The organism is Burkholderia anthinoferrum (assembly GCF_002925705.1).
GTDB classification, from domain to species: domain Bacteria; phylum Pseudomonadota; class Gammaproteobacteria; order Burkholderiales; family Burkholderiaceae; genus Burkholderia; species Burkholderia semiarida.
Genome location: NZ_LFZP01000052.1, coordinates 100,080 through 117,044, shown reverse-complemented (window position 1 = coordinate 117,044; position 16,965 = coordinate 100,080). Strand labels below are relative to the sequence as shown.

General features: G+C 68.2%; 17 protein-coding genes and 1 pseudogene. 13 read left to right on the top strand and 5 right to left on the bottom strand.

The window, feature by feature from the left end:
* Positions 1-14 precede the first annotated feature (14 nt).
* From C5F75_RS23200 to C5F75_RS23185, 3 genes and pseudogenes are all read left to right on the top strand, one after another.
* Positions 15-1,179: pseudogene (locus tag C5F75_RS23200) on the top strand (ShlB/FhaC/HecB family hemolysin secretion/activation protein).
* Between the two features lie 462 nt (positions 1,180-1,641).
* Entirely contained in the window at positions 1,642-3,024 is a 1,383-nt protein-coding gene (locus C5F75_RS23190) for an amino acid permease (protein ID WP_059574417.1), read from the top strand.
* 223 nt (positions 3,025-3,247) lie between these two features.
* Complete coding sequence (locus C5F75_RS23185) at positions 3,248-4,183, top strand: universal stress protein (protein ID WP_059574416.1); 936 nt, start codon at positions 3,248-3,250, stop codon at positions 4,181-4,183.
* Between the two features lie 487 nt (positions 4,184-4,670).
* Here the strand turns inward: C5F75_RS23185 and C5F75_RS23180 are convergent, their stop codons facing one another.
* Positions 4,671-5,105, bottom strand: a complete 435-nt coding sequence (locus C5F75_RS23180; protein ID WP_059574415.1) for a hypothetical protein — start codon at positions 5,103-5,105, stop codon at positions 4,671-4,673.
* 544 nt (positions 5,106-5,649) lie between these two features.
* Here C5F75_RS23180 and C5F75_RS23175 point away from each other — a divergent pair.
* Entirely contained in the window at positions 5,650-5,904 is a 255-nt protein-coding gene (locus C5F75_RS23175; protein ID WP_059574414.1) for a DUF3562 domain-containing protein, read from the top strand.
* 199 nt (positions 5,905-6,103) lie between these two features.
* Complete coding sequence (locus C5F75_RS23170) at positions 6,104-7,903, top strand: methyl-accepting chemotaxis protein (protein ID WP_059574413.1); 1,800 nt, start codon at positions 6,104-6,106, stop codon at positions 7,901-7,903.
* A gap of 51 nt (positions 7,904-7,954) precedes the next feature.
* On the opposite strand, the gene C5F75_RS23165 is transcribed toward C5F75_RS23170, so the two are convergent.
* On the bottom strand, positions 7,955-8,932 hold the full coding sequence (locus tag C5F75_RS23165) for a sigma-54 interaction domain-containing protein (RefSeq protein ID WP_059574412.1): 978 nt from the start codon (positions 8,930-8,932) through the stop codon (positions 7,955-7,957).
* Positions 8,933-9,389: 457 nt separating this feature from the next.
* On the opposite strand from C5F75_RS23165, the gene C5F75_RS23160 reads away from it, so the two are divergent.
* The 4 genes from C5F75_RS23160 to C5F75_RS23145 all read left to right on the top strand — a co-directional run bounded on the left by C5F75_RS23160 (position 9,390) and on the right by C5F75_RS23145 (position 13,155).
* Entirely contained in the window at positions 9,390-11,372 is a 1,983-nt protein-coding gene (locus tag C5F75_RS23160; protein WP_059574411.1) for a hybrid sensor histidine kinase/response regulator, read from the top strand.
* Positions 11,373-11,440: 68 nt separating this feature from the next.
* Positions 11,441-11,851 carry a BON domain-containing protein gene (locus C5F75_RS23155; protein ID WP_059574410.1) on the top strand — a complete coding sequence of 137 codons (411 nt, stop codon included), beginning with the start codon at positions 11,441-11,443 and terminating at the stop codon, positions 11,849-11,851.
* A gap of 80 nt (positions 11,852-11,931) precedes the next feature.
* Positions 11,932-12,477, top strand: coding sequence for a hypothetical protein (locus tag C5F75_RS23150; protein WP_059574409.1), 546 nt, complete (start codon positions 11,932-11,934; stop codon positions 12,475-12,477).
* 51 nt (positions 12,478-12,528) lie between these two features.
* Entirely contained in the window at positions 12,529-13,155 is a 627-nt protein-coding gene (locus C5F75_RS23145; RefSeq protein ID WP_060011363.1) for a DUF4142 domain-containing protein, read from the top strand.
* A 22-nt stretch (positions 13,156-13,177) separates the two neighbouring features.
* Here C5F75_RS23145 and C5F75_RS23140 read toward each other — a convergent pair whose 3' ends face one another.
* From C5F75_RS23140 to C5F75_RS23130, 3 genes are all read right to left on the bottom strand, one after another.
* The gene (locus tag C5F75_RS23140) at positions 13,178-13,681 is read right to left on the bottom strand and encodes a PRC-barrel domain-containing protein (protein ID WP_060011365.1); all 504 of its coding nucleotides are present in this window, start codon (positions 13,679-13,681) and stop codon (positions 13,178-13,180) included.
* Positions 13,682-13,782: 101 nt separating this feature from the next.
* Entirely contained in the window at positions 13,783-14,214 is a 432-nt protein-coding gene (locus C5F75_RS23135; protein WP_059574406.1) for a CBS domain-containing protein, read from the bottom strand.
* A gap of 346 nt (positions 14,215-14,560) precedes the next feature.
* The gene (locus tag C5F75_RS23130) at positions 14,561-14,809 is read right to left on the bottom strand and encodes a hypothetical protein (protein WP_059574405.1); all 249 of its coding nucleotides are present in this window, start codon (positions 14,807-14,809) and stop codon (positions 14,561-14,563) included.
* A gap of 120 nt (positions 14,810-14,929) precedes the next feature.
* On the opposite strand from C5F75_RS23130, the gene C5F75_RS23125 reads away from it, so the two are divergent.
* From C5F75_RS23125 to C5F75_RS23110, 4 genes are all read left to right on the top strand, one after another.
* Positions 14,930-15,229 carry a hypothetical protein gene (locus C5F75_RS23125; RefSeq protein ID WP_059574404.1) on the top strand — a complete coding sequence of 100 codons (300 nt, stop codon included), beginning with the start codon at positions 14,930-14,932 and terminating at the stop codon, positions 15,227-15,229.
* An 81-nt stretch (positions 15,230-15,310) separates the two neighbouring features.
* On the top strand, positions 15,311-15,508 hold the full coding sequence (locus C5F75_RS23120; RefSeq protein WP_059574403.1) for a hypothetical protein: 198 nt from the start codon (positions 15,311-15,313) through the stop codon (positions 15,506-15,508).
* A 14-nt stretch (positions 15,509-15,522) separates the two neighbouring features.
* Positions 15,523-15,834 (top strand): ATP-binding protein, encoded by a 312-nt coding sequence (locus tag C5F75_RS23115; RefSeq protein WP_060011367.1) that lies wholly within the window; start codon positions 15,523-15,525, stop codon positions 15,832-15,834.
* Between the two features lie 182 nt (positions 15,835-16,016).
* Entirely contained in the window at positions 16,017-16,919 is a 903-nt protein-coding gene (locus C5F75_RS23110) for a MipA/OmpV family protein (RefSeq protein WP_179231776.1), read from the top strand.
* Positions 16,920-16,965 lie beyond the last annotated feature (46 nt).

Sequence of the window (16,965 nt, the reverse complement as noted above, 5' to 3'; positions counted from 1 at the left end):
AGAGAATCAAATAAATGAAGCAAATCCGAGGGGGTAGCCTTGTCGCGGGGTCGTTGCTATTTGCTTCAACTTGTACGATGGCGCAGTCGGTTCCGCTGGTTGGCAACGACCAACAGGCACGCCAGCAGGAAGAGGCCCGCGAGCGGGAACGAACCGTTTCCGCGCCAGCCGTTCGCTCGAGCGTCGCAGCGAGTGCAGGCTATCCAGCGCCTCCGGCCGAAACACCGTGCTTCCGCATTGACCGCTTCACGCTCGATGTTCCCGATTCGCTGCCGGATGGCTTGAAAACTCAGGGCGCATCCGCGTTGCCGATGGATCGTTTCGCATTCGCGCGCGAATGGCTCGAACACTACACGGGCCAATGTGTCGGCAAACAAGGGCTGGACGTTTTCGTCAAAGCATTGTCGCAAGACATTCTTTCGCGCGGGTACATCACGACACGCGTGCTGCTGCCCGAACAGGACCTGTCGACCGGCACATTGAACGTCTCGCTCATTCCCGGCGTGATTCGACGCGTGCGTTTCGCTGATGAAAAATTGCGTGGCACGTGGAAAACCGCGTTCCCAACACGCGACGGCGAACTGAACTTGCGCGACCTTGAACAAGGTCTGGAGCAGATGAAGCGCGTTACGAGTCAAGACGTGTCGATGCAGATCGTTCCGGCCGACGTGCCGGGAGAAAGCGATGTCGTGCTCGATGTGCGGTCCGACTTACCGCTTCAAGATGGCGGTACTCGATGCGAACCTGTCCGTGCCGTTCGCGATCGCAAAGCAGCCGTTCCGATACGTGACGAGCATCCACGGCCAATATACCGGGAACTCGCTGTACTACATCGACGATTTGACGATTGGCAGCAGGTACACCGTTCGCGGGTTCGACGGCGAAACGATGCTGGCGGCGGCACGCGGACTTTACTGGCGCAATGAGTTGCAGATGCCGATCGGACAGACCGGACAGGCGATTTACGCGGGATTGGATTACGGCCGTGTGTGGGGACCGCAACCAATTGCTCTGGTCGGTACGCAGATGGCTGGGGCGATGATCGGCGTGAAGGGCAGTGTAGCAACGCGCTTCGGCGGCTATGGCTACGACCTGTTCGCAGGAACCCCGGTGTACAAGCCGTCCGGACTTCCGACCGCGCGCGTGACAGTCGGATTTCAAGTAACGGCGCAGTTTTGAGCGGGATCGTGATACCGTCTTGATCTGCGTTGTATTTGGCCATGGCGAAATACGACAGCAACCGAGGCAGGAAGATAGATTTTCTCAAAATCGCCTGGCGTGAAACTACCGATCCTCCCTATAATCCCGCCTGCATATTCCGTGCGCGAGATTGCGCACATTCGACGCGCGTTCGTTCGCGCCGAAAACGATGCCCCCGTTTGCCGCTCGTCACGCGCACAGCCGCGTCAGGCGGTCGACCCAGGGTGTATTCCGTGAAAGGCTATCCGTATTTCCAGATTGCTCTGGCAAATTCGGATAATCCGCAGCAATTCCAACCGAATTGACACGGCGTCCACGTCGTTTCTCATTCAGAAATCGACACCAGGGATTATTTCGTTTTCGGCTCAAAAATCGGCATGACCGGGCGCGCATTGCCATCGACACAATGACGGCGCCCCTCGTGGCTGCCAGGAGACGAATTTGAAACAACCAGAAGACCAACTGCACCGCGGGCTGGAAGAACGGCACATCAACCTGATGGCGCTCGGTGCGACGATCGGCGTCGGCCTGTTCCTCGGCTCGGCCACCGCGATCCGCACGGCCGGCCCGGCCATCCTGCTGACCTACCTGCTCGGCGGCCTCGCGATCTTCCTGATCATGCGCGCGCTCGGCGAAATGGCGATCACCAACCCGGTCGCCGGCGCCTTCAGCCGCTATGCGCGCGACTACCTCGGCCCGTTTGCCGGTTACCTGACGGGCTGGACCTACTGGTTCGTGTGGATCGTCACCTGCATGGCGGAAATCACGGCGGTCGGCGTCTACATGCACATGTGGGTCCCCGGCGTGCCGAACTGGATCTGGGCGCTCGCGGCGCTGCTGGCGATGGGCTCGGTGAACTTCATCGCGGTCAAACTGTATGGCGAATTCGAATTCTGGTTCGCGCTGATCAAGATCGTCACGATCGTGCTGATGATCATCGGAGGCGGCTTGATGATCGCGTTCGGCATCGGCAACGGCGGTATCGCGACCGGCATCTCGAATCTATGGTCGCACGGCGGATTCATGCCGAATGGAATCCATGGCGTGATCGCCGCGCTGCCGATCGTGATGTTCGCGTATCTCGGCGTGGAGATGCTCGGCCTCACGGCCGGCGAGGCGCGCAACCCGGAGAAGTCGCTGACGAAAGCCGTGAATTCGGTGTTCTGGCGCGTGCTGATTTTCTACATCGGCGCGCTGTTCGTGATCATGTCGCTCTATCCATGGGACCAGATCGGCACGCAGGGCAGCCCGTTCGTGATGACGTTCTCGCGGCTCGGCATTCCCGCCGCCGCCGGCATCATCAACTTCGTCGTGCTGACCGCGGCGCTGTCGTCGTGCAACAGCGGCCTGTTCAGCACCGCGCGGATGCTCTATAACCTCGCGCAGCAGGGCCAGGCGCCGGCCGCGCTCGGTCGCGTGAACCGCAGCGGCGTGCCCGTGTACGGCGTGGCGGTGTCGATCGCGCTGCTGCTGATCAGCGTGTTGCTCAACTATCTCGCGCCGCAGCACGTGTTCACGTGGCTCACGTCGGTGTCGACGTTCGGCGCGATCTGGACGTGGTGCGTGATCCTGATCGCGCAGATGCGTTTTCGTCGCACGCTGTCGGCCGACAGGATCGCGCGCCTGCCGATCCGCGTGCCGTTCTATCCGCTCGGTTCGTTCGTCGCGCTCGGCTTTCTCGCGCTGGTCGTCGTGCTGATGGCGCTCACGCCCGACACGCGCGTCGCGCTCGTGATCGGGCCGGTATGGATCGTGCTGCTCGGCATCGCGTACGCGCTGTTCCATGCGAACCGTCCGGCCGAGTCGATGCCGACGAAGTCGTAAGCCGCGCGGGCAGGATGCCGCGCGACCGTTCGCGATCATTGATCGCGATCATGCACGCGCGGGCCGGACGGCCTATGCTGAACGAACGCATTGCTTGTCCGCGCTTCGCGTGGCACCGCGCCGGTCCCCGCGACCGCGGCGGCAGTCCGGCCGCCGCGTGCCGCTACCGCGCGAAGCGCCCGTCGTCGTTCAGCGACGACGTGCACGCACGGAGGCCTTCGCCATGCAGCCTGCCCAGCCCATCCCGACGCTCGCTCGGATCGCACTGGCCGTCGATTCGACGCCCGAATCGTTGACCGCCGCGCGTTACGTGCGCACGCTGCTGCGTCCCGGCATGCGATTGCGCATCATTTGCGCGGTCGACAATCCGCGTCTCGTGCTGCCCGACATTCCGCGCATCGACGCGCTACTGACATCCGCGCGCGAGGACATGATGCGCGAAGCGCAGGCTACCGGCGAGCGGATCGCGGCGCTGTTCGACGACAGCGACATCGAAGTCGAACTGGCGGTCATCGATACGTCGGTCACGGGCGGCTCGGTAGCGGACGCGCTGGTGAACGATACGTCGACGTGGCATGCGGACGTGCTGGTGATCGGCGCGAATCCGCATCACGGGCTGTTGCGGCTCGTCGAAGGCGCGATGTCGGACATGCTGACGAAACGCGCGCGCTGCGCGCTGCTGATCGTGCCGGGCACCTATGGACGGCCGTCGGACGGCACGCTGCAGCGGCTGATGTTCGCGGTCGACGGCAGCGAGCCGTCGCTGCACGCGGTGCGCGTCGGCCTCGGCTTCGCGGCGCCGACGACGTTGCTGTATGCGGCGTACGTGATCGATCGCGCGGTTCGTCTGACGGATGTCGTGCCGGTACGCGCGCTCGAGGATGCATACCGCGCGGAGGGCGAGGATGCGCTCGCGAAGGTCGGCCCGCTGTTCCATGCGACGGGCAATCCGACCAAGCGCGCCGTCGTCGAAACGCGTCCGACCAGCGACGACGTGGCCCATGCGCTGATGCGCGATGCCGTGCACTGGCGGGCCGAGCTGCTGGTGGTCGGCACGCATGGCCGTCGCGGCATCGCCGCGTGGCTGATCGGCAGCGTCGCGCGGCGGGTCGCGCATCTCGCGGAAGTGCCCGTGCTGTTGGTGCGCGGCGCGGACTGAGTCGCGCCTCATGGCGGTGGAAGCGGTTCTGGATTGACCTGCATCAGAAGCGCCGCGCATATCGCGTGAGACAGTGATGGAACATCCGGCGCCGCGGCCGGTCTGCCGCGCCTGCATGCGAGTGGCGATCACGGTCGCACGCGCCGCCGTCACATGTCACATCGTTTCAGGAGTCGCGCCACGTATTTGTCCGGCGCGTCATCCGACCGGGAACTCTCTGGCACGAGGGTAGGCAACCGACGGTTGCCTTGGAGGACGGGCGGGGTGGAAGTCACCCCGTCCGCTTTCCGCGTGGCCCCGTCGAATTCATTTCCCCGAACGAATGGTTTGGAACGCGGCCGCGTCGAGCGGCGCGTCGTCGCGCGCGGTCACCTCGATACGGATCGCGGCGAGCATGGCGGATGCACGGCGCGACGCCGGCGTGGCGGCCGGGTCGTGCGCGCGCCCATTGCACGGCCCCGTGCCGCGCATCGGTTACGTGCGCGGATCAGAGGGTATGAAGAATCGATCGCAGGTCGTGCCGGCGGCCCACGCCGCGTCGTACCCGCCCATGCGGACGAACGACATGCAGCGGCGCGCATGCGCTGCACGTGCGGCTGCGCAAACGATTCGCATGCGGCCAGCCCGGGCGCGCCTTGCGACGCGGCTCCGATGCGGCCGGCGCGTCGGCCGCGTTTCGCGCACACAGTGCCGCGGCGAACCGCTGCAATGCGAGGACCGAGCCCGCGACGCTCTGATACTTTTCGCGGCCGATCTGTCCGTCCAGCGTGACGAGCAATCCGGCCTCGCGTGCGAGCGCGAGCAAGGTGTCGAGGTCGTCGGACGGACGGTTGCCGGCCGACGCGGCCCGGTCGGGCAGGGCGCGCGCGTTGCCCGACGTGCGCCGCTGGCCGTCCCGGCCCGGTAAGTTGCGATGTGCCATGGTTGGTCTCCTGCGCGGAACCCCGCGTGCCGGCTCGGTGGCCGGCTGAGCGATGTTCCGGTATGAACGCCTGGTTCATGTGATCAGTATCGTGTGGCGACGGCGCGCTGCCAAGCGGTGCGTGCTGAAGTCGTTGTCAGGAAATGGCGCGACGCGTATCGGAATCCGCTGACACACGTGGCGGCCGACCGGCCGATTCGGCGCGTTCGTTCGACGAATGGACGGTACGCGCACGGCGCTGCTTGACGCATGATTTCGGCCGGTCTAAGTTCGCGTCTGCACCGGCGTCGCATGGCGTTCCACCTGCCGTCCGTCGCCAGTGCCGCGCCCCGGGGTGGCGTGGCAGGGTTTCCGGTGTCGTTCGCAGGCCATGTGCCCCGCGAACTTCGCGGGGCCGGTCCGGAAACGGATCGGCGCGGCGGCACGCAACGTGCCGTTGATCGCGCGCAAACACGCGCCGGCGCATCGTACGCCGCGCGTCCATCCAGTCTTAAGCTTCCAGTACCGTCATCCGTTTCGTTCCTCGACCGCCAGGAGTCCGTCGATGTCCAAGGACAATTTGCTCGATTCACTGAAGGAAGCCGCCGAACGGCGCGCGATCGGCGCGGATCAGCTGCGTGCGATGCTCGACGACGAAGTGCGCGCGCTGTCGTCCGGCGCGCGCGTGCACGACTACATCCACGTATTCGCGATCCGCCATCTGCGTGAGCGGATGCGCCAGAAGGACGACCTCGACCGCGATACGCGCGCCGATGCGGCACCCGCGGACACCGATCCGCGGCCGAGCCGTCGACTGTAGCGGATGGCGGCCGGTTGGGGGCCAGGCGCACGGCGCGCCCGGCGCGCCATCCATCCTGACGGTCCGCCGACAGTCGCCGGCGCCTTTCGTCATATGTTTCACTGAATCGTCACGACGACCTCAAGAAAGTGGTGCGATTTGCCGTTTACCCGGTGAATTCGTCCACCGGGCGTTCGCCCGCTCTTACCGAGTCGTTGCCATGTTTTCGTCCATTCGCGCCCGCATTCTCGCCGCGTGCGTCTCCATCGTCGTATTCGCGCTCGTCGCCACGACCCTGATCAACTATTTCATCGCACGCTCGTACAACGACGACGCGATCGACCGCAACCTGGTCTCAGTCGCGAGCGGCCACGTGGTGGGGATCGCCGACTGGGTCGCGACCCGCAGCCGGATGATCGCGTCGCTGCAGGATGCCGCGCTGACGCCCGATCCGCTGCCGGTGTTCAAGCAGATGGCCGCGGCCGGCGGCTTCACGAACGTCTATGCCGGTTATGCGGACAAGGCGTTCCACTTCTCCGACCCGACCGGCATCCCGCCCGACTACGATCCGACCGGCCGCCCGTGGTACAAGCAGGCCGCGCAGGCCGGCAAGCCGGTCGTGACGCCGCCGTACGTCGATGCCGGCACCGGCAACCTCGTCGTCACGTTCGCGGTGCCGATCCTGCGCGACGGCGCGCTGAAGGGCGTGGTCGCCGCGGACCTGTCGATGGACAGCGTGATCGCCAACGTCAAGTCGATCCGCCCGACGCCGGCGAGCTTCGGGATGCTGATCGACAGCAGCGGCCACGTCGTCGCGCACCCGGACGCGAAGCTCACGCTGAAGCCGGTCGCCGACGTATCGCCCGAACTCGGTTCGCTGGGCGCCGCATCGATCGCGGCGGCGAACGCGCCGGTCGAGGTCGGCGTCGGCGGCGACGCGAAGCTCGTGCGCGCGAAACCCGTGCCGGGCACCGACTGGTACGCGCTGGTGCTGCTCGACAAGGCCGAAGCGACGGCCGGCATGCGTTCGCTGCTGACCGCGTCGCTGATTACGCTGATCGTGATCGTCGGCGTGGCGTCGCTGATCATCGGCGCGATCACCACGACGGCATTCCGCCGCCTGTCGCAGGTGCGCCACGCGATGGCCGCGATCGGCTCGGGCGCCGGCGACCTGACGCAGCGCCTGCCTGCTGCCGGCCGCGACGAAGTGGCCGACATCGCACGCTCGTTCAACAGCTTCGTTGACAAGCTGAACGACGTGATGCGCCAGATCCGCGACGCGAGCGAATCGGTGCGCACGGCCGCGAACGAGATTGCGGCCGGCAACCAGGACCTGTCGTCGCGTACCGAATCGGCGGCGGCGAGCCTCGAGCAAACCGCGGCGTCGATGGAAGAGATCACCGCGACCGTCGGTCAGTCGGCCGCCGCCGCCAGCCAGGCCGACGAACGCGCGGCGGCCGCGTCGCGGATCGCGTCGCACGGCGGCGTGGTCGTGTCGGACGTCGTCGCGACGATGGGGAAGATCGAGGAAGCGTCCGGCCGGATCGGCGACATCATCGGCGTGATCGACGGGATCGCGTTCCAGACCAACATCCTCGCGCTGAACGCGGCCGTCGAAGCGGCGCGGGCGGGCGAGCAGGGCCGCGGCTTCGCGGTCGTCGCGCAGGAAGTGCGCAGCCTCGCGCAACGCAGCGCGCAGGCCGCGCGCGAAGTGAAGGTGCTGGTGGAATCGACGGTTGCGAGCGTGTCGGCCGGGTCCGGGCAGGTACGCCAGGCCGGCGACACGATGCGCGAGATCGTGTCCAACGTGGCGAACGTGACGACCATCATCTCCGAGATCACGCACGCGGCGAACGAGCAGACGCGCGGTATTCAGGAAGTGAACCGCGCGGTCAGCCAGCTCGACGAAATGGTGCAGCAGAACGCGGCGCTCGTCGAACAGTCGACGGCGGCGGCCACCGCGCTGCAGTCCCAGGCGAATGCGCTGGCGACGACCGTCGGGCAGTTCAAGGTCGCCTGACGCGCCCCGTGGCCGGGTGGCTCGCGGCCCGCGCCATGCGGGCCGCGCCGCTCAAGAGCCGCCCTGGTCGCGCATCAGCGCGAGCCGGTTGTAGAGCGTCTTCAGGCTGATGCCGAGTGCCTTGGCCGCGCGCGGCTTGTTGCCGTCGAAGTGACGCAACGTCTCCGCGATGAAGCGTTGCTGCACATGGTGCAGCGTCGCGCCGAGCGGCAGCGCCATCGCGCCTTCCGACGTGCTGGCGGCCGCCGGCAGCGGCTGCTTCGGCAGCGCGACGTCGATACCTTCGTCCGACAGGATGTATGCACGCTCGATCGTGTTGTGCAGTTCGCGCACGTTGCCGGGCCACGAATACGCGCGCAACGCGGCGATCGCCGCGTCGGTCAGCCGCTTGTGCGCGCGATGCCGCGCGTTCAGCGTGTCGACGAATTCCTGCGCGATCGTCTCGACGTCGCCGTCGCGCTGGCGCAGCGGCGGCACGTAGATCGCGAACGCGGCGAGCCGGTAGAACAGGTCCTCGCGCAACCGGCCGTCGCGCACCGCGTCGGCCGGATTGTGACGGGTGGCCGAAACGAACCGCACGTCGAGCGGAATCGATTCGGTGCCGCCCACGCGCACGATCGCGTTCGACTCGATCGCCCGCAGCAGCTTCACCTGCAGCGCCGCGGGCATTTCCGCGACCTCGTCGAGCAGCAGCGTGCCGCCGCGCGCGGCTTCGAAGAAGCCTTCACGCTGCGTGATCGCACCGGTAAAGCTGCCTTTCTCGTGCCCGAACAGATGCGCCTCGGCCAGGTCGGGCGGAATCGCGCCGCAGTTCATCGGCACGAACGGACCGTCGCGTCGCGCGCTCAGATCGTGCAGCCGCCGCGCGACGATATCCTTGCCGACCCCGCTTTCGCCGGCAATCATCACGCTCGCGCGGGTCGGCGCGATTTTCTCGATACGGGCGAGCAGCGTGCGCATCGCGGCGGACCGGCCGGACAGCCGGCGACCGTCTGCGCGCTGCTTCGCCCGGTTGGCGGATTCACCCATAGGTGTTCACGGGCCGCTTTGAAAAACGGCATCGCACGTTCCGTTGATTGCAATATTTATCATCGACAGCGAAACGACCGCGAAGGTGCCGCCGAATAGAAAATTCCAATGTGCGCGGCGTGAGTGAAAGCAACAGGCCATCGGATTTGTCGCCGGCCCCGGCGTGATGACGCATTCGGTCAGGACCAGCGCTTTTTTACAGAAACCCGATGAAAAAAGCGGCCGGCGACATATCGCGGCGGCGCGCCCGGCGAACTCGCCCCCCCACCGGCCCGGTCGCACCGGGCGCCGGCGCGGGGGCCGGCCATCGGGTGCCGCGAGCCGCGAACGCGCCGCCACCCGGGTACGTTCTTTGCTGACGCCCTCAAGCTCGCCCCGGCGCGTTCGACGGCATGCCGGATGGCCGAAAGGCGGCATTCCCCCCGCACGACGGGAGCCGGCGCGATACAAGGATGCAATGAGGACTCTGACCCGTGAGCTGTTCCGGCAGGGTGCATGGGTCGTACTGGCCGTCGGGCTCGCGTCCGCGCTGCAGGCGTGGGCGATCCGGGCTGTCGGCGAGCACGCGCCATTTGCGCCGCTGCCTTTTTATGCCGGCGTGGCGGCTGCCGCATGGCTGACGTCGTTCGGCGGCGGTCTGGTCGCGACCGTCGCCAGCATCGGCGTGATCGCCGCATGGTGGTGGCGCGCCGCGCCGCTGGCAACGCTGCTCGCGCAAGCCGGCACGTTCGTCGCGATCGGTTTCGTCGAATGCGTGCTGGTGGCGGCCGTGAAGCCGCTGCTCGCGAACGATCGTCCGCGCGCGTTCGACGACGCCCGCGGCGAGCCGCATCCGCCGCACCGCGAGCCTTCCGTCGGCGCGGGCGTGCGCGACGACGGGCTGCTGCGTCAGGTGGTCGATGCGTCGCCCGATGCGATCGTCGGGATCGACGCCGCGCGCCGCATCACCAGCTGGAATCCGGCCGCGGCACGAATCTTCGGCATCGATGCGGCGCAGGCGAGCGGACGCGACGTCGTCACGATGATCGCGCCGCGCTGGTTGCGCCGACATGCGGTGCCGGCGTCGTTCGCAGACCTGCGCGCGCCGGTCGGGCCACTCGACGTACTGTGCGTGCGCCACGACGGCGGCCGGTTTCGCGCCACCTTCGCCGCTTCGCCGATCGTCGATGCAGAGGGCCATTGCACGGGCCTGTCGCTGATGCTGCGCGAAGCGGGCGAACGCCGCCGCAGCGAGCGCCGCGACCTGCGTTCGCTGCGTGGCGCTCGCGACGCGCGCGTGCAGGCCGATGCGTCGAACCGGTTGAAGGACGAGCTGCTGGCCACGGTCTCGCACGAACTGCGCACGCCGCTGAACGTGATCTACGGCTGGGTCGAGGTACTGCGCAACGCCGACGGGCAGGGCTTCGCGCAACAGGCGGTCGATGCGATCGACCGCAGCGCGCGGTCGCTGTCGCACATGGTCGCCGATCTGCTCGACGCGTCGTCCCTCGCGACCGGCCGGCTGCGCCTCGAACGCGTGCCGGTCGATCTCGTGCGGATCGTGCGCGACGCGGCGCGCGAACTCGACGCGACGGCGCAGGCAAACGGGCTCGTGCTGTCGACCGAGTATGCGATGCCGGCCTGCGTGATTCCGGCGGACGGCGAACGCCTGCGCCAGGTCCTGTCGAACCTGCTGTCGAACGCGATCAAGTTCACGCCGCCGGGCGGCCGCATCAACGTGTCACTGACGCGCGCGGGCGAACGCGTACGGTTGTCGGTCGCCGACACCGGGCAAGGTATCGCGCCGGAACGCCTGCCGCATCTGTTCGAGACGTTCAGCCGGCCGGAAGGCGCGTTCACGTCGCCGAAGCGCGGCCTCGGGCTCGGCCTGTCGATCGTGCGCAACATCGTGCAGCTGCACGGCGGCGACGTCGTCGCGACGAGCGCGGGCGCCGGGCGCGGAACGACCGTCACGGTGACGCTGCCGGCCGGCTGGGATGCCGACGATCCGGTGGAGCGGCCGGCGCGCGCGAAGGGCATGGCCAATACGGTCGCACTCGACGGTCAGCGCGTGCTGGTGGTCGACGACGACGCGACGTCGCGCACCAGCCTCGCGGCCGCGCTCGAAACGATGGGCGCGCAGGTATCGACCGCGCGTTCGGGGCACGACGCGCTCGACGCGGTGGCACGGCAGCCGCCGAGCGTCGTGCTGTCGGATCTCGCGATGCCGGACGGCGATGGCTACTGGCTGCTGGACCGGATCCGGCGCCTGCCGAACGGCGGCGGGCATCTGCCGGTCGTCGCGGTGACCGCGCACGCCGGCAAGACCGACCGGCGCCGCGTGATGGCCGCCGGGTTCGATGCGTATCTGTGCAAGCCGGTCGACATGCCGACCCTCGCGAGCGTGATCGTCGATGTCGCCCCGGACGACGCGGGCGACGCGAAGCCGCGCGAGCGGTGACGGCCAATACACGGGCGCGGCTATCCGGCCGCCTGACCGCCGCGGCCGCATACGAAAAAGGAGGCACGATGGACGCAACGGAAAGCACGCGGCGCGGCGGCACGGGCGGCAAGCCGGCACGCACCCGACGCGGGACGCCGATCGGGCGGATCGCGAGCATACTGATGTTGTCGTGTGCATGGATCGCGACGCCCCGCTACGCATCGGCCGAGGAGGGCACGCGTGCGAAGCTGGCGAGCCAGGCGTCGGCCGTCGGGGGCCAGATCCGCGACGCGACGCTCGCGTCCCGCGTCAGGGCCGCGCTCGTCGCCGAACGCGGCCTGGCTTCCGGCGACATCGACGTGCAGGTTCACGACCGCGTGGTCGAATTGACGGGCAACGTGCCCGACGAGCGGCAACGCGCGGCCGCGGTCCGCGTCGCGCACGACGTCAGCGGCGTGAGCGGCGTGCGCGACAAGCTGCAGATCCGCCGGAAGTAATGTGATGCGCGGGCCAGCGCCGGGCCGACCGGGCGTCGCGCGCCCGCGACCCTGCGCGTCACCGGGCAGGAGGGTTCGACATGGACACCATCATCGCGGGCCGTTTCTCGCGGCTCGAGCAGGCGGAACGCTGCGCGGAGCAACTGCGCGGCCACGCCATCCATCGGGACGACGTGAAGGTCTTCTTTCTCAATCCGCCCGGGCAGCACGCGCTGTTCTGGCTCGGCGGCGACGTCTATGCGGACTCCGCCGCGCGGCCGGGCGGCCTCGGCGCGCTGGAAGGCGTGGCCATCGGCGCGGTCGTCGGGCTCGCCGGCGCCGCGGTGCTCCATCTGGGCGGGCTTCATTCCCCGCTCGCGTGGATCGGCGTGCCGCTCGTCGGCGCCTATGTCGGCGCGTTGTGCGGCGCGCTCGGCCGGATGCGCGGCGATGCACCGGAGGGACATGGCGCACTGAAGCAATGCGAAAACGGCGTCGTGCTGGCCGCGCACGTGACGCGGCGCACGATCGCGTTCGCGGAGCGGACGATGCTCGCCGCCGGCGCGCTGTCGGTGGAGCGCACCGAGGGTGCATGGCACAACGGCGCGTGGACCGATTTCTTCACGTCGGCCCATCGTCCCGCGTGACGGGAAGGCGTGCGGCCGGCCCCGCTTCGTCGCCCGACATCGGAGGCCCGGATGAATAAAACGAACCGGACGAAACAACGCGGGCGTCGGCCGGTAGTCATCATGCTGATGGCCGCCGCCGGTGTCGGGACGTTCGCGCTGTCGGACGCGCAGGCGCCGCCCGCTTCGTCCGCGCAGGTCGCGCCGGGCGTCATCCGGCCGGGCTCGACCGCCGACGAGGCCGGCATGACGCAGCGGCCGGCCGGCATCGACGCCGAGTTCGTCGACAAGGCCGGCATGATCGGCAAGGTGCAACGACAGGCCGGCCAGCTCGCGCTCGATCGATCGTCGAACGCGGACGTGAAAGCCTTCGCCCGCCGGATGGTCGACGATCACGCGCGTATCGCAGACGGATTGCGGCATCTCGGCGCGCAGAAGGGCGTGCCGGTCCAGACGCGGATGCTCGTGGATCCGGAGGTGACGGCATTGCGAGCGAAGGACGGGCACGCATTCGATACGGCGTACGTGGCGCTGGCCGGGCCCCGCGCGCACGAAGCGGCGGTCCGGCTCTACGAAACCGAGGCGAAAGACGGCCGCGACCCGCAGCTTCGCGCGTTCGCGGCCCGCACGCTGCCGACGCTGAACGCGCACCTGGGTGCCGCGCGGCAACTCGCGAAGACCGTGGCCACCGCGCAGTGACCCGCGTTGCGGCGGATGCGCTTCAGGGCTGCCGCGTGCCGTCTTCGGGGCCGCCGGGGGATGCCTCGTACGGCGGCGAATCGAGCGCCGTTTCGCCTTCCTCGATCAGCCAGTAAGGCGAGCTGCCGTAGTACGCATGCAGCGCTTCGGCCCATTCGGGGTCGGCCATCGCGGGCCACCGGCTCTTGTCGAAGCCGGGCGCCTCGCGCACGCGCGCGGTGTCGACCGGCAGCACGAAGCATTCGCGCTCGGCGTCGAGAACGAGCGCGTTCCACGGCACCGCGAGCAGCTTGTCGCCAATCCCGAGCAAGCCGCCCGACGACACGACCGCGTACGCGATCCGTCCCGCGCGTACGTCGAGCATGATGTGGCTCACCTTGCCGATGTCGTCGCCGTCCATCGTCAGCACGCGATCGTCTTCGAGCGTGCGAGCGGCCATCACGTCGGGCCCCGGCCCGCCGGCGGCCGTGCGCGGGTTCGCGCCGACGATGCGCGCGGCGTCGCGCGACGGTTTGTCCGTTGTCATCGAAACCTCCTGGTAGAAGCGGCACCGCGGTCCACGCGCAAATCCATCGCGCGGGTACGGCGCCGGGGTAGCGGGCAACGCAGAACGATGAGAGATGCCGGTCAGCGGCGGCGCGGCAGCGATACGTCCTCGAGCGTATTGGCCAGCTCGTCGCGCGCCGGGCCGCCCGCGCGCGTCGCGATGTCGCCGAGCGACACCATGCCGACCAGCTTCCGGCTGCGATCGAGCACCGGCAGCCGGTGCAACTGCACGTCGGCCATCCGCTGCTGAATGTCGCCGACGCCGTCGTCTTCCACGCACCACTGCACGGGTCTGGACGCCACCGCGTGCACCGGCGTATCGGGCGAATGACCGTGCGACAGCGCCCGCACCGCCAGATCGCGGTCGGTCACGATCGCGACGAGCTCGGTGCCCTCGCACACGGGCAGCACGCCGATGTCGAAGCGCTGCATCAATTCGGCCGCACGGCGAATCGTGTCGGTCGGTGCGACGCATACTACGTCGCGCGACATGATCTCGTTGACGCGATACATGAACGCCTCCTTCGTGATCGGATCCAGACGGGAGCAGGCCGCGTGCCGCGCGCGATGCGCGCACGCGGGGCCCGGACGGCCGGAGGACGGAGAAATTTGCCAGCCCGCTTGTACATCTTCCACGGCAGCCGCCGCCTCGCGGCAGGGGCATCAACGCGGGACGTCAGTGGCCAATCCCCGTCATCGTGACGATCGCCAGCACCACGGCGCTTTCGATCGCGGCCAGTGCCGCGACGCCGGCCGCGCCACTGATTTCATGCCATCTGCGTTCAAGGACTTTCATCGAATCGCTCCTGATTTCGCCGGCCCGCGCATGCGCTGCCGCACCGCGGGCCGGGTGCCGCCGTCAGCCGTGATCGGGGGGCGGTGAAGGGACGTGCGGCGCGCGACGTTCATGCTCGCCGGACGGCTTGGCGGGGTCGATACGGGTCGCACCGCCGACGGCGGGCGGATCGCTGGCCGGGAACGTCTCCTCGAGCCCTTCGTCGATGCGCTCCTCCGTCTTGTCTTCGGACGGCGGGCGCGACGTGGCGAGCCGGAGCACTCCGGCAACCGGTGACACGGCGTCGCGGCGGCCGGTGGCGTGAACGATCATGGTCGGACCTCCTTGTCGATGAGAAGCGCAAGCGGCGTACCCGCGGCGCACGCGGCACGGCGCTTGCAAGCCGGCCAGGACGGCCGGGCACGCGTCCGGTCTGGACGAGAGGACATCGCGATGAATGCAGCCAGGGAAAGGATACGTTACGACGCGAACGTATGCGGCGGCGATTTCGGCCACGTGCGCGAGCGATTCGATACGTGGAAGCGCGAATCGCGGGTCTACCGGCCGGAGCGGCGCATGTTCGACGGCAAGGACGAGGTGCGCGAGCTGAACGACGTCGTCTACGACAGCCCGGAGCGGGCCCAGCAGGCGCTGGTCGCGCAATGCGAACCGTCCGACCCGTTCGCGCTCGCCGTGCAACTGTCCGCCGAGGGGCGCACGATGTGGCTCGTCATGGCGGCTTACGACGATTGAACGGAACGGCGCGAGAGCGGGCACGGCGCTTGCGGGGCTCGCCTCGCCATCGAGATGCGCGCGCCGTCGCGCAGGAGTGACATGAAGACGCCATCCATGCTGCACCGCCCCGAACCGACGACACCCGACGTCGAACCGGATCCGCCGCCGCCCGGGCACGACGACCCGGTCGACCCGCCCGTGCCCGACGGGCTGCCGCAGGGCGACCCGCCGTCGAATCCGCCGCCGATGCGGATGCCGCCCGGGGCAGTGCGCCACCACCGGCCGCGCGAACACTGAAAAGGAGGACCGTCATGGACATTCACGTGCAATCGCCAGACAAGCGCGCGATCGCTCAGGTACTGGGCCGCTATTTCGAATCGCGTTCGCTGCACTATCACATCGAGGAATTGCCGGGCGGCGTGCTGCAGATCGGCTTTCGCGCGAGCGGCCGCCCGGTCGCCGTGACCGTTTCGTTCGACGATGCCGCGTACGACACCTTTACGCACTGGGACGCCAGCCAGAAGCAGTTGGCGCTCGGCCGGCTCGCCGACGGTTTCTCCCGGATGATGTCGACGCGCAGTCCGGCCGCGCTCGCCGGCGACTATCACGTCGAGCGTTTCTGATTCCGCAATCATCCGCCGGCTCATGCCGGCTTCCGGCAAAGTGCCCGCATACAGCGGGCGCTTTGCGTCTGTGCGCGCGTCGCGTAGGATGTCCATTAATTCAGCGCATGCTACGTTCGCGCCGCAGGCTGCGTGCCGTTGCAGCCGACGAAGCGCGACGCGCTTTCCCTCAGGTTCCTTTCATGCAACCGACGGAGACCGCCTTGACCCCTGTTGCTCGCCTGTTGCTGTCCCCCGGCGCACGCCGGTTCGTATCCAGCCTGTCGGCATTCGCGGCGCTCGCCGCCGCCGGCGCCCGCGACGCGTCGGCCCAGACGCCTTCGCCGCTCGGGGAATGGCAATACACGGCGGGCGTGCCGCTGCGCAAACTCTTCGATCCGAATATCCCGACCTGGCAGGTCAGCGTCGGCGCCGCGATGACGCTGCAGCCGCGCTATGCGGGCTCCGACCGCTATCGCGTGATGGGCGGCCCGAATTTCGATATCCGCTATCGCGACCTGTTCTTCCTGTCGACCGGCGAGGGGCTCGGCGCGAACGTGCTGCGCGGGCCGAACTGGCGCGTGAGTTTGTCGGTCGGCTATGACCTCGGGCGCCGTTCGGCCGATGATCTCGGCCATCTGAACGGTCTCGACAACATCAATGCGGCGCCCGTGATGAAGCTCGCGGCCGACTACGTGGTCTCGAAGGATTTCCCGCTCGTGCTGCGCGCGGACGTGCGGCGCAGCATCGGCGGGTCGAACGGCTGGACCGGCGATTTTTCCGCGTACATGCCGATGCCCGGCAGCAACGAACACTTCTTCTGGTTCGCGGGGCCCACCGTGTCGTTCGCCGATTCCCGCTACATGAACAGCTGGTTCGGCGTGAACCAGGGGGCTGCGGCGCGCTCGGGGCTGCCGGCCTATTCGTCCGGGGCCGGGATCAAGTCGGCCGGCGTGGGCGTGACGATGGTGTGGTTCGTGAACAAGCACTGGTTCGTCACGATGGACGGCGCGCTCGAGCAGCTCGTCGGCCGCGCGGCGCGCAGCCCGATCACGCAGCAGTCGACCAACGGCGTGTTCGACATGTCGGTGAATTACCAGTTCTGACCGAAGCCGGGGCAGCGGAACGGCAATGCCGCGTGCGGCATTGGCC

Bases quoted from the DNA above. Each gene is read 5' to 3' on its own strand.
- C5F75_RS23185 (WP_059574416.1), top strand. From the start codon at position 3,248: ATGCAGCCTGCCCAGCCCATCCCGACGCTCGCTCGGATCGCACTGGCC.
- C5F75_RS23180 (WP_059574415.1), bottom strand. From the start codon at position 5,105: ATGGCACATCGCAACTTACCGGGCCGGGACGGCCAGCGGCGCACGTCG.
- C5F75_RS23175 (WP_059574414.1), top strand. From the start codon at position 5,650: ATGTCCAAGGACAATTTGCTCGATTCACTGAAGGAAGCCGCCGAACGG.
- C5F75_RS23170 (WP_059574413.1), top strand. From the start codon at position 6,104: ATGTTTTCGTCCATTCGCGCCCGCATTCTCGCCGCGTGCGTCTCCATC.
- C5F75_RS23165 (WP_059574412.1), bottom strand. From the start codon at position 8,932: ATGGGTGAATCCGCCAACCGGGCGAAGCAGCGCGCAGACGGTCGCCGG.
- C5F75_RS23160 (WP_059574411.1), top strand. From the start codon at position 9,390: ATGAGGACTCTGACCCGTGAGCTGTTCCGGCAGGGTGCATGGGTCGTA.
- C5F75_RS23155 (WP_059574410.1), top strand. From the start codon at position 11,441: ATGGACGCAACGGAAAGCACGCGGCGCGGCGGCACGGGCGGCAAGCCG.
- C5F75_RS23150 (WP_059574409.1), top strand. From the start codon at position 11,932: ATGGACACCATCATCGCGGGCCGTTTCTCGCGGCTCGAGCAGGCGGAA.
- C5F75_RS23145 (WP_060011363.1), top strand. From the start codon at position 12,529: ATGAATAAAACGAACCGGACGAAACAACGCGGGCGTCGGCCGGTAGTC.
- C5F75_RS23140 (WP_060011365.1), bottom strand. From the start codon at position 13,681: ATGACAACGGACAAACCGTCGCGCGACGCCGCGCGCATCGTCGGCGCG.
- C5F75_RS23135 (WP_059574406.1), bottom strand. From the start codon at position 14,214: ATGTATCGCGTCAACGAGATCATGTCGCGCGACGTAGTATGCGTCGCA.
- C5F75_RS23130 (WP_059574405.1), bottom strand. From the start codon at position 14,809: ATGATCGTTCACGCCACCGGCCGCCGCGACGCCGTGTCACCGGTTGCC.
- C5F75_RS23125 (WP_059574404.1), top strand. From the start codon at position 14,930: ATGAATGCAGCCAGGGAAAGGATACGTTACGACGCGAACGTATGCGGC.
- C5F75_RS23120 (WP_059574403.1), top strand. From the start codon at position 15,311: ATGAAGACGCCATCCATGCTGCACCGCCCCGAACCGACGACACCCGAC.
- C5F75_RS23115 (WP_060011367.1), top strand. From the start codon at position 15,523: ATGGACATTCACGTGCAATCGCCAGACAAGCGCGCGATCGCTCAGGTA.
- C5F75_RS23110 (WP_179231776.1), top strand. From the start codon at position 16,017: ATGCAACCGACGGAGACCGCCTTGACCCCTGTTGCTCGCCTGTTGCTG.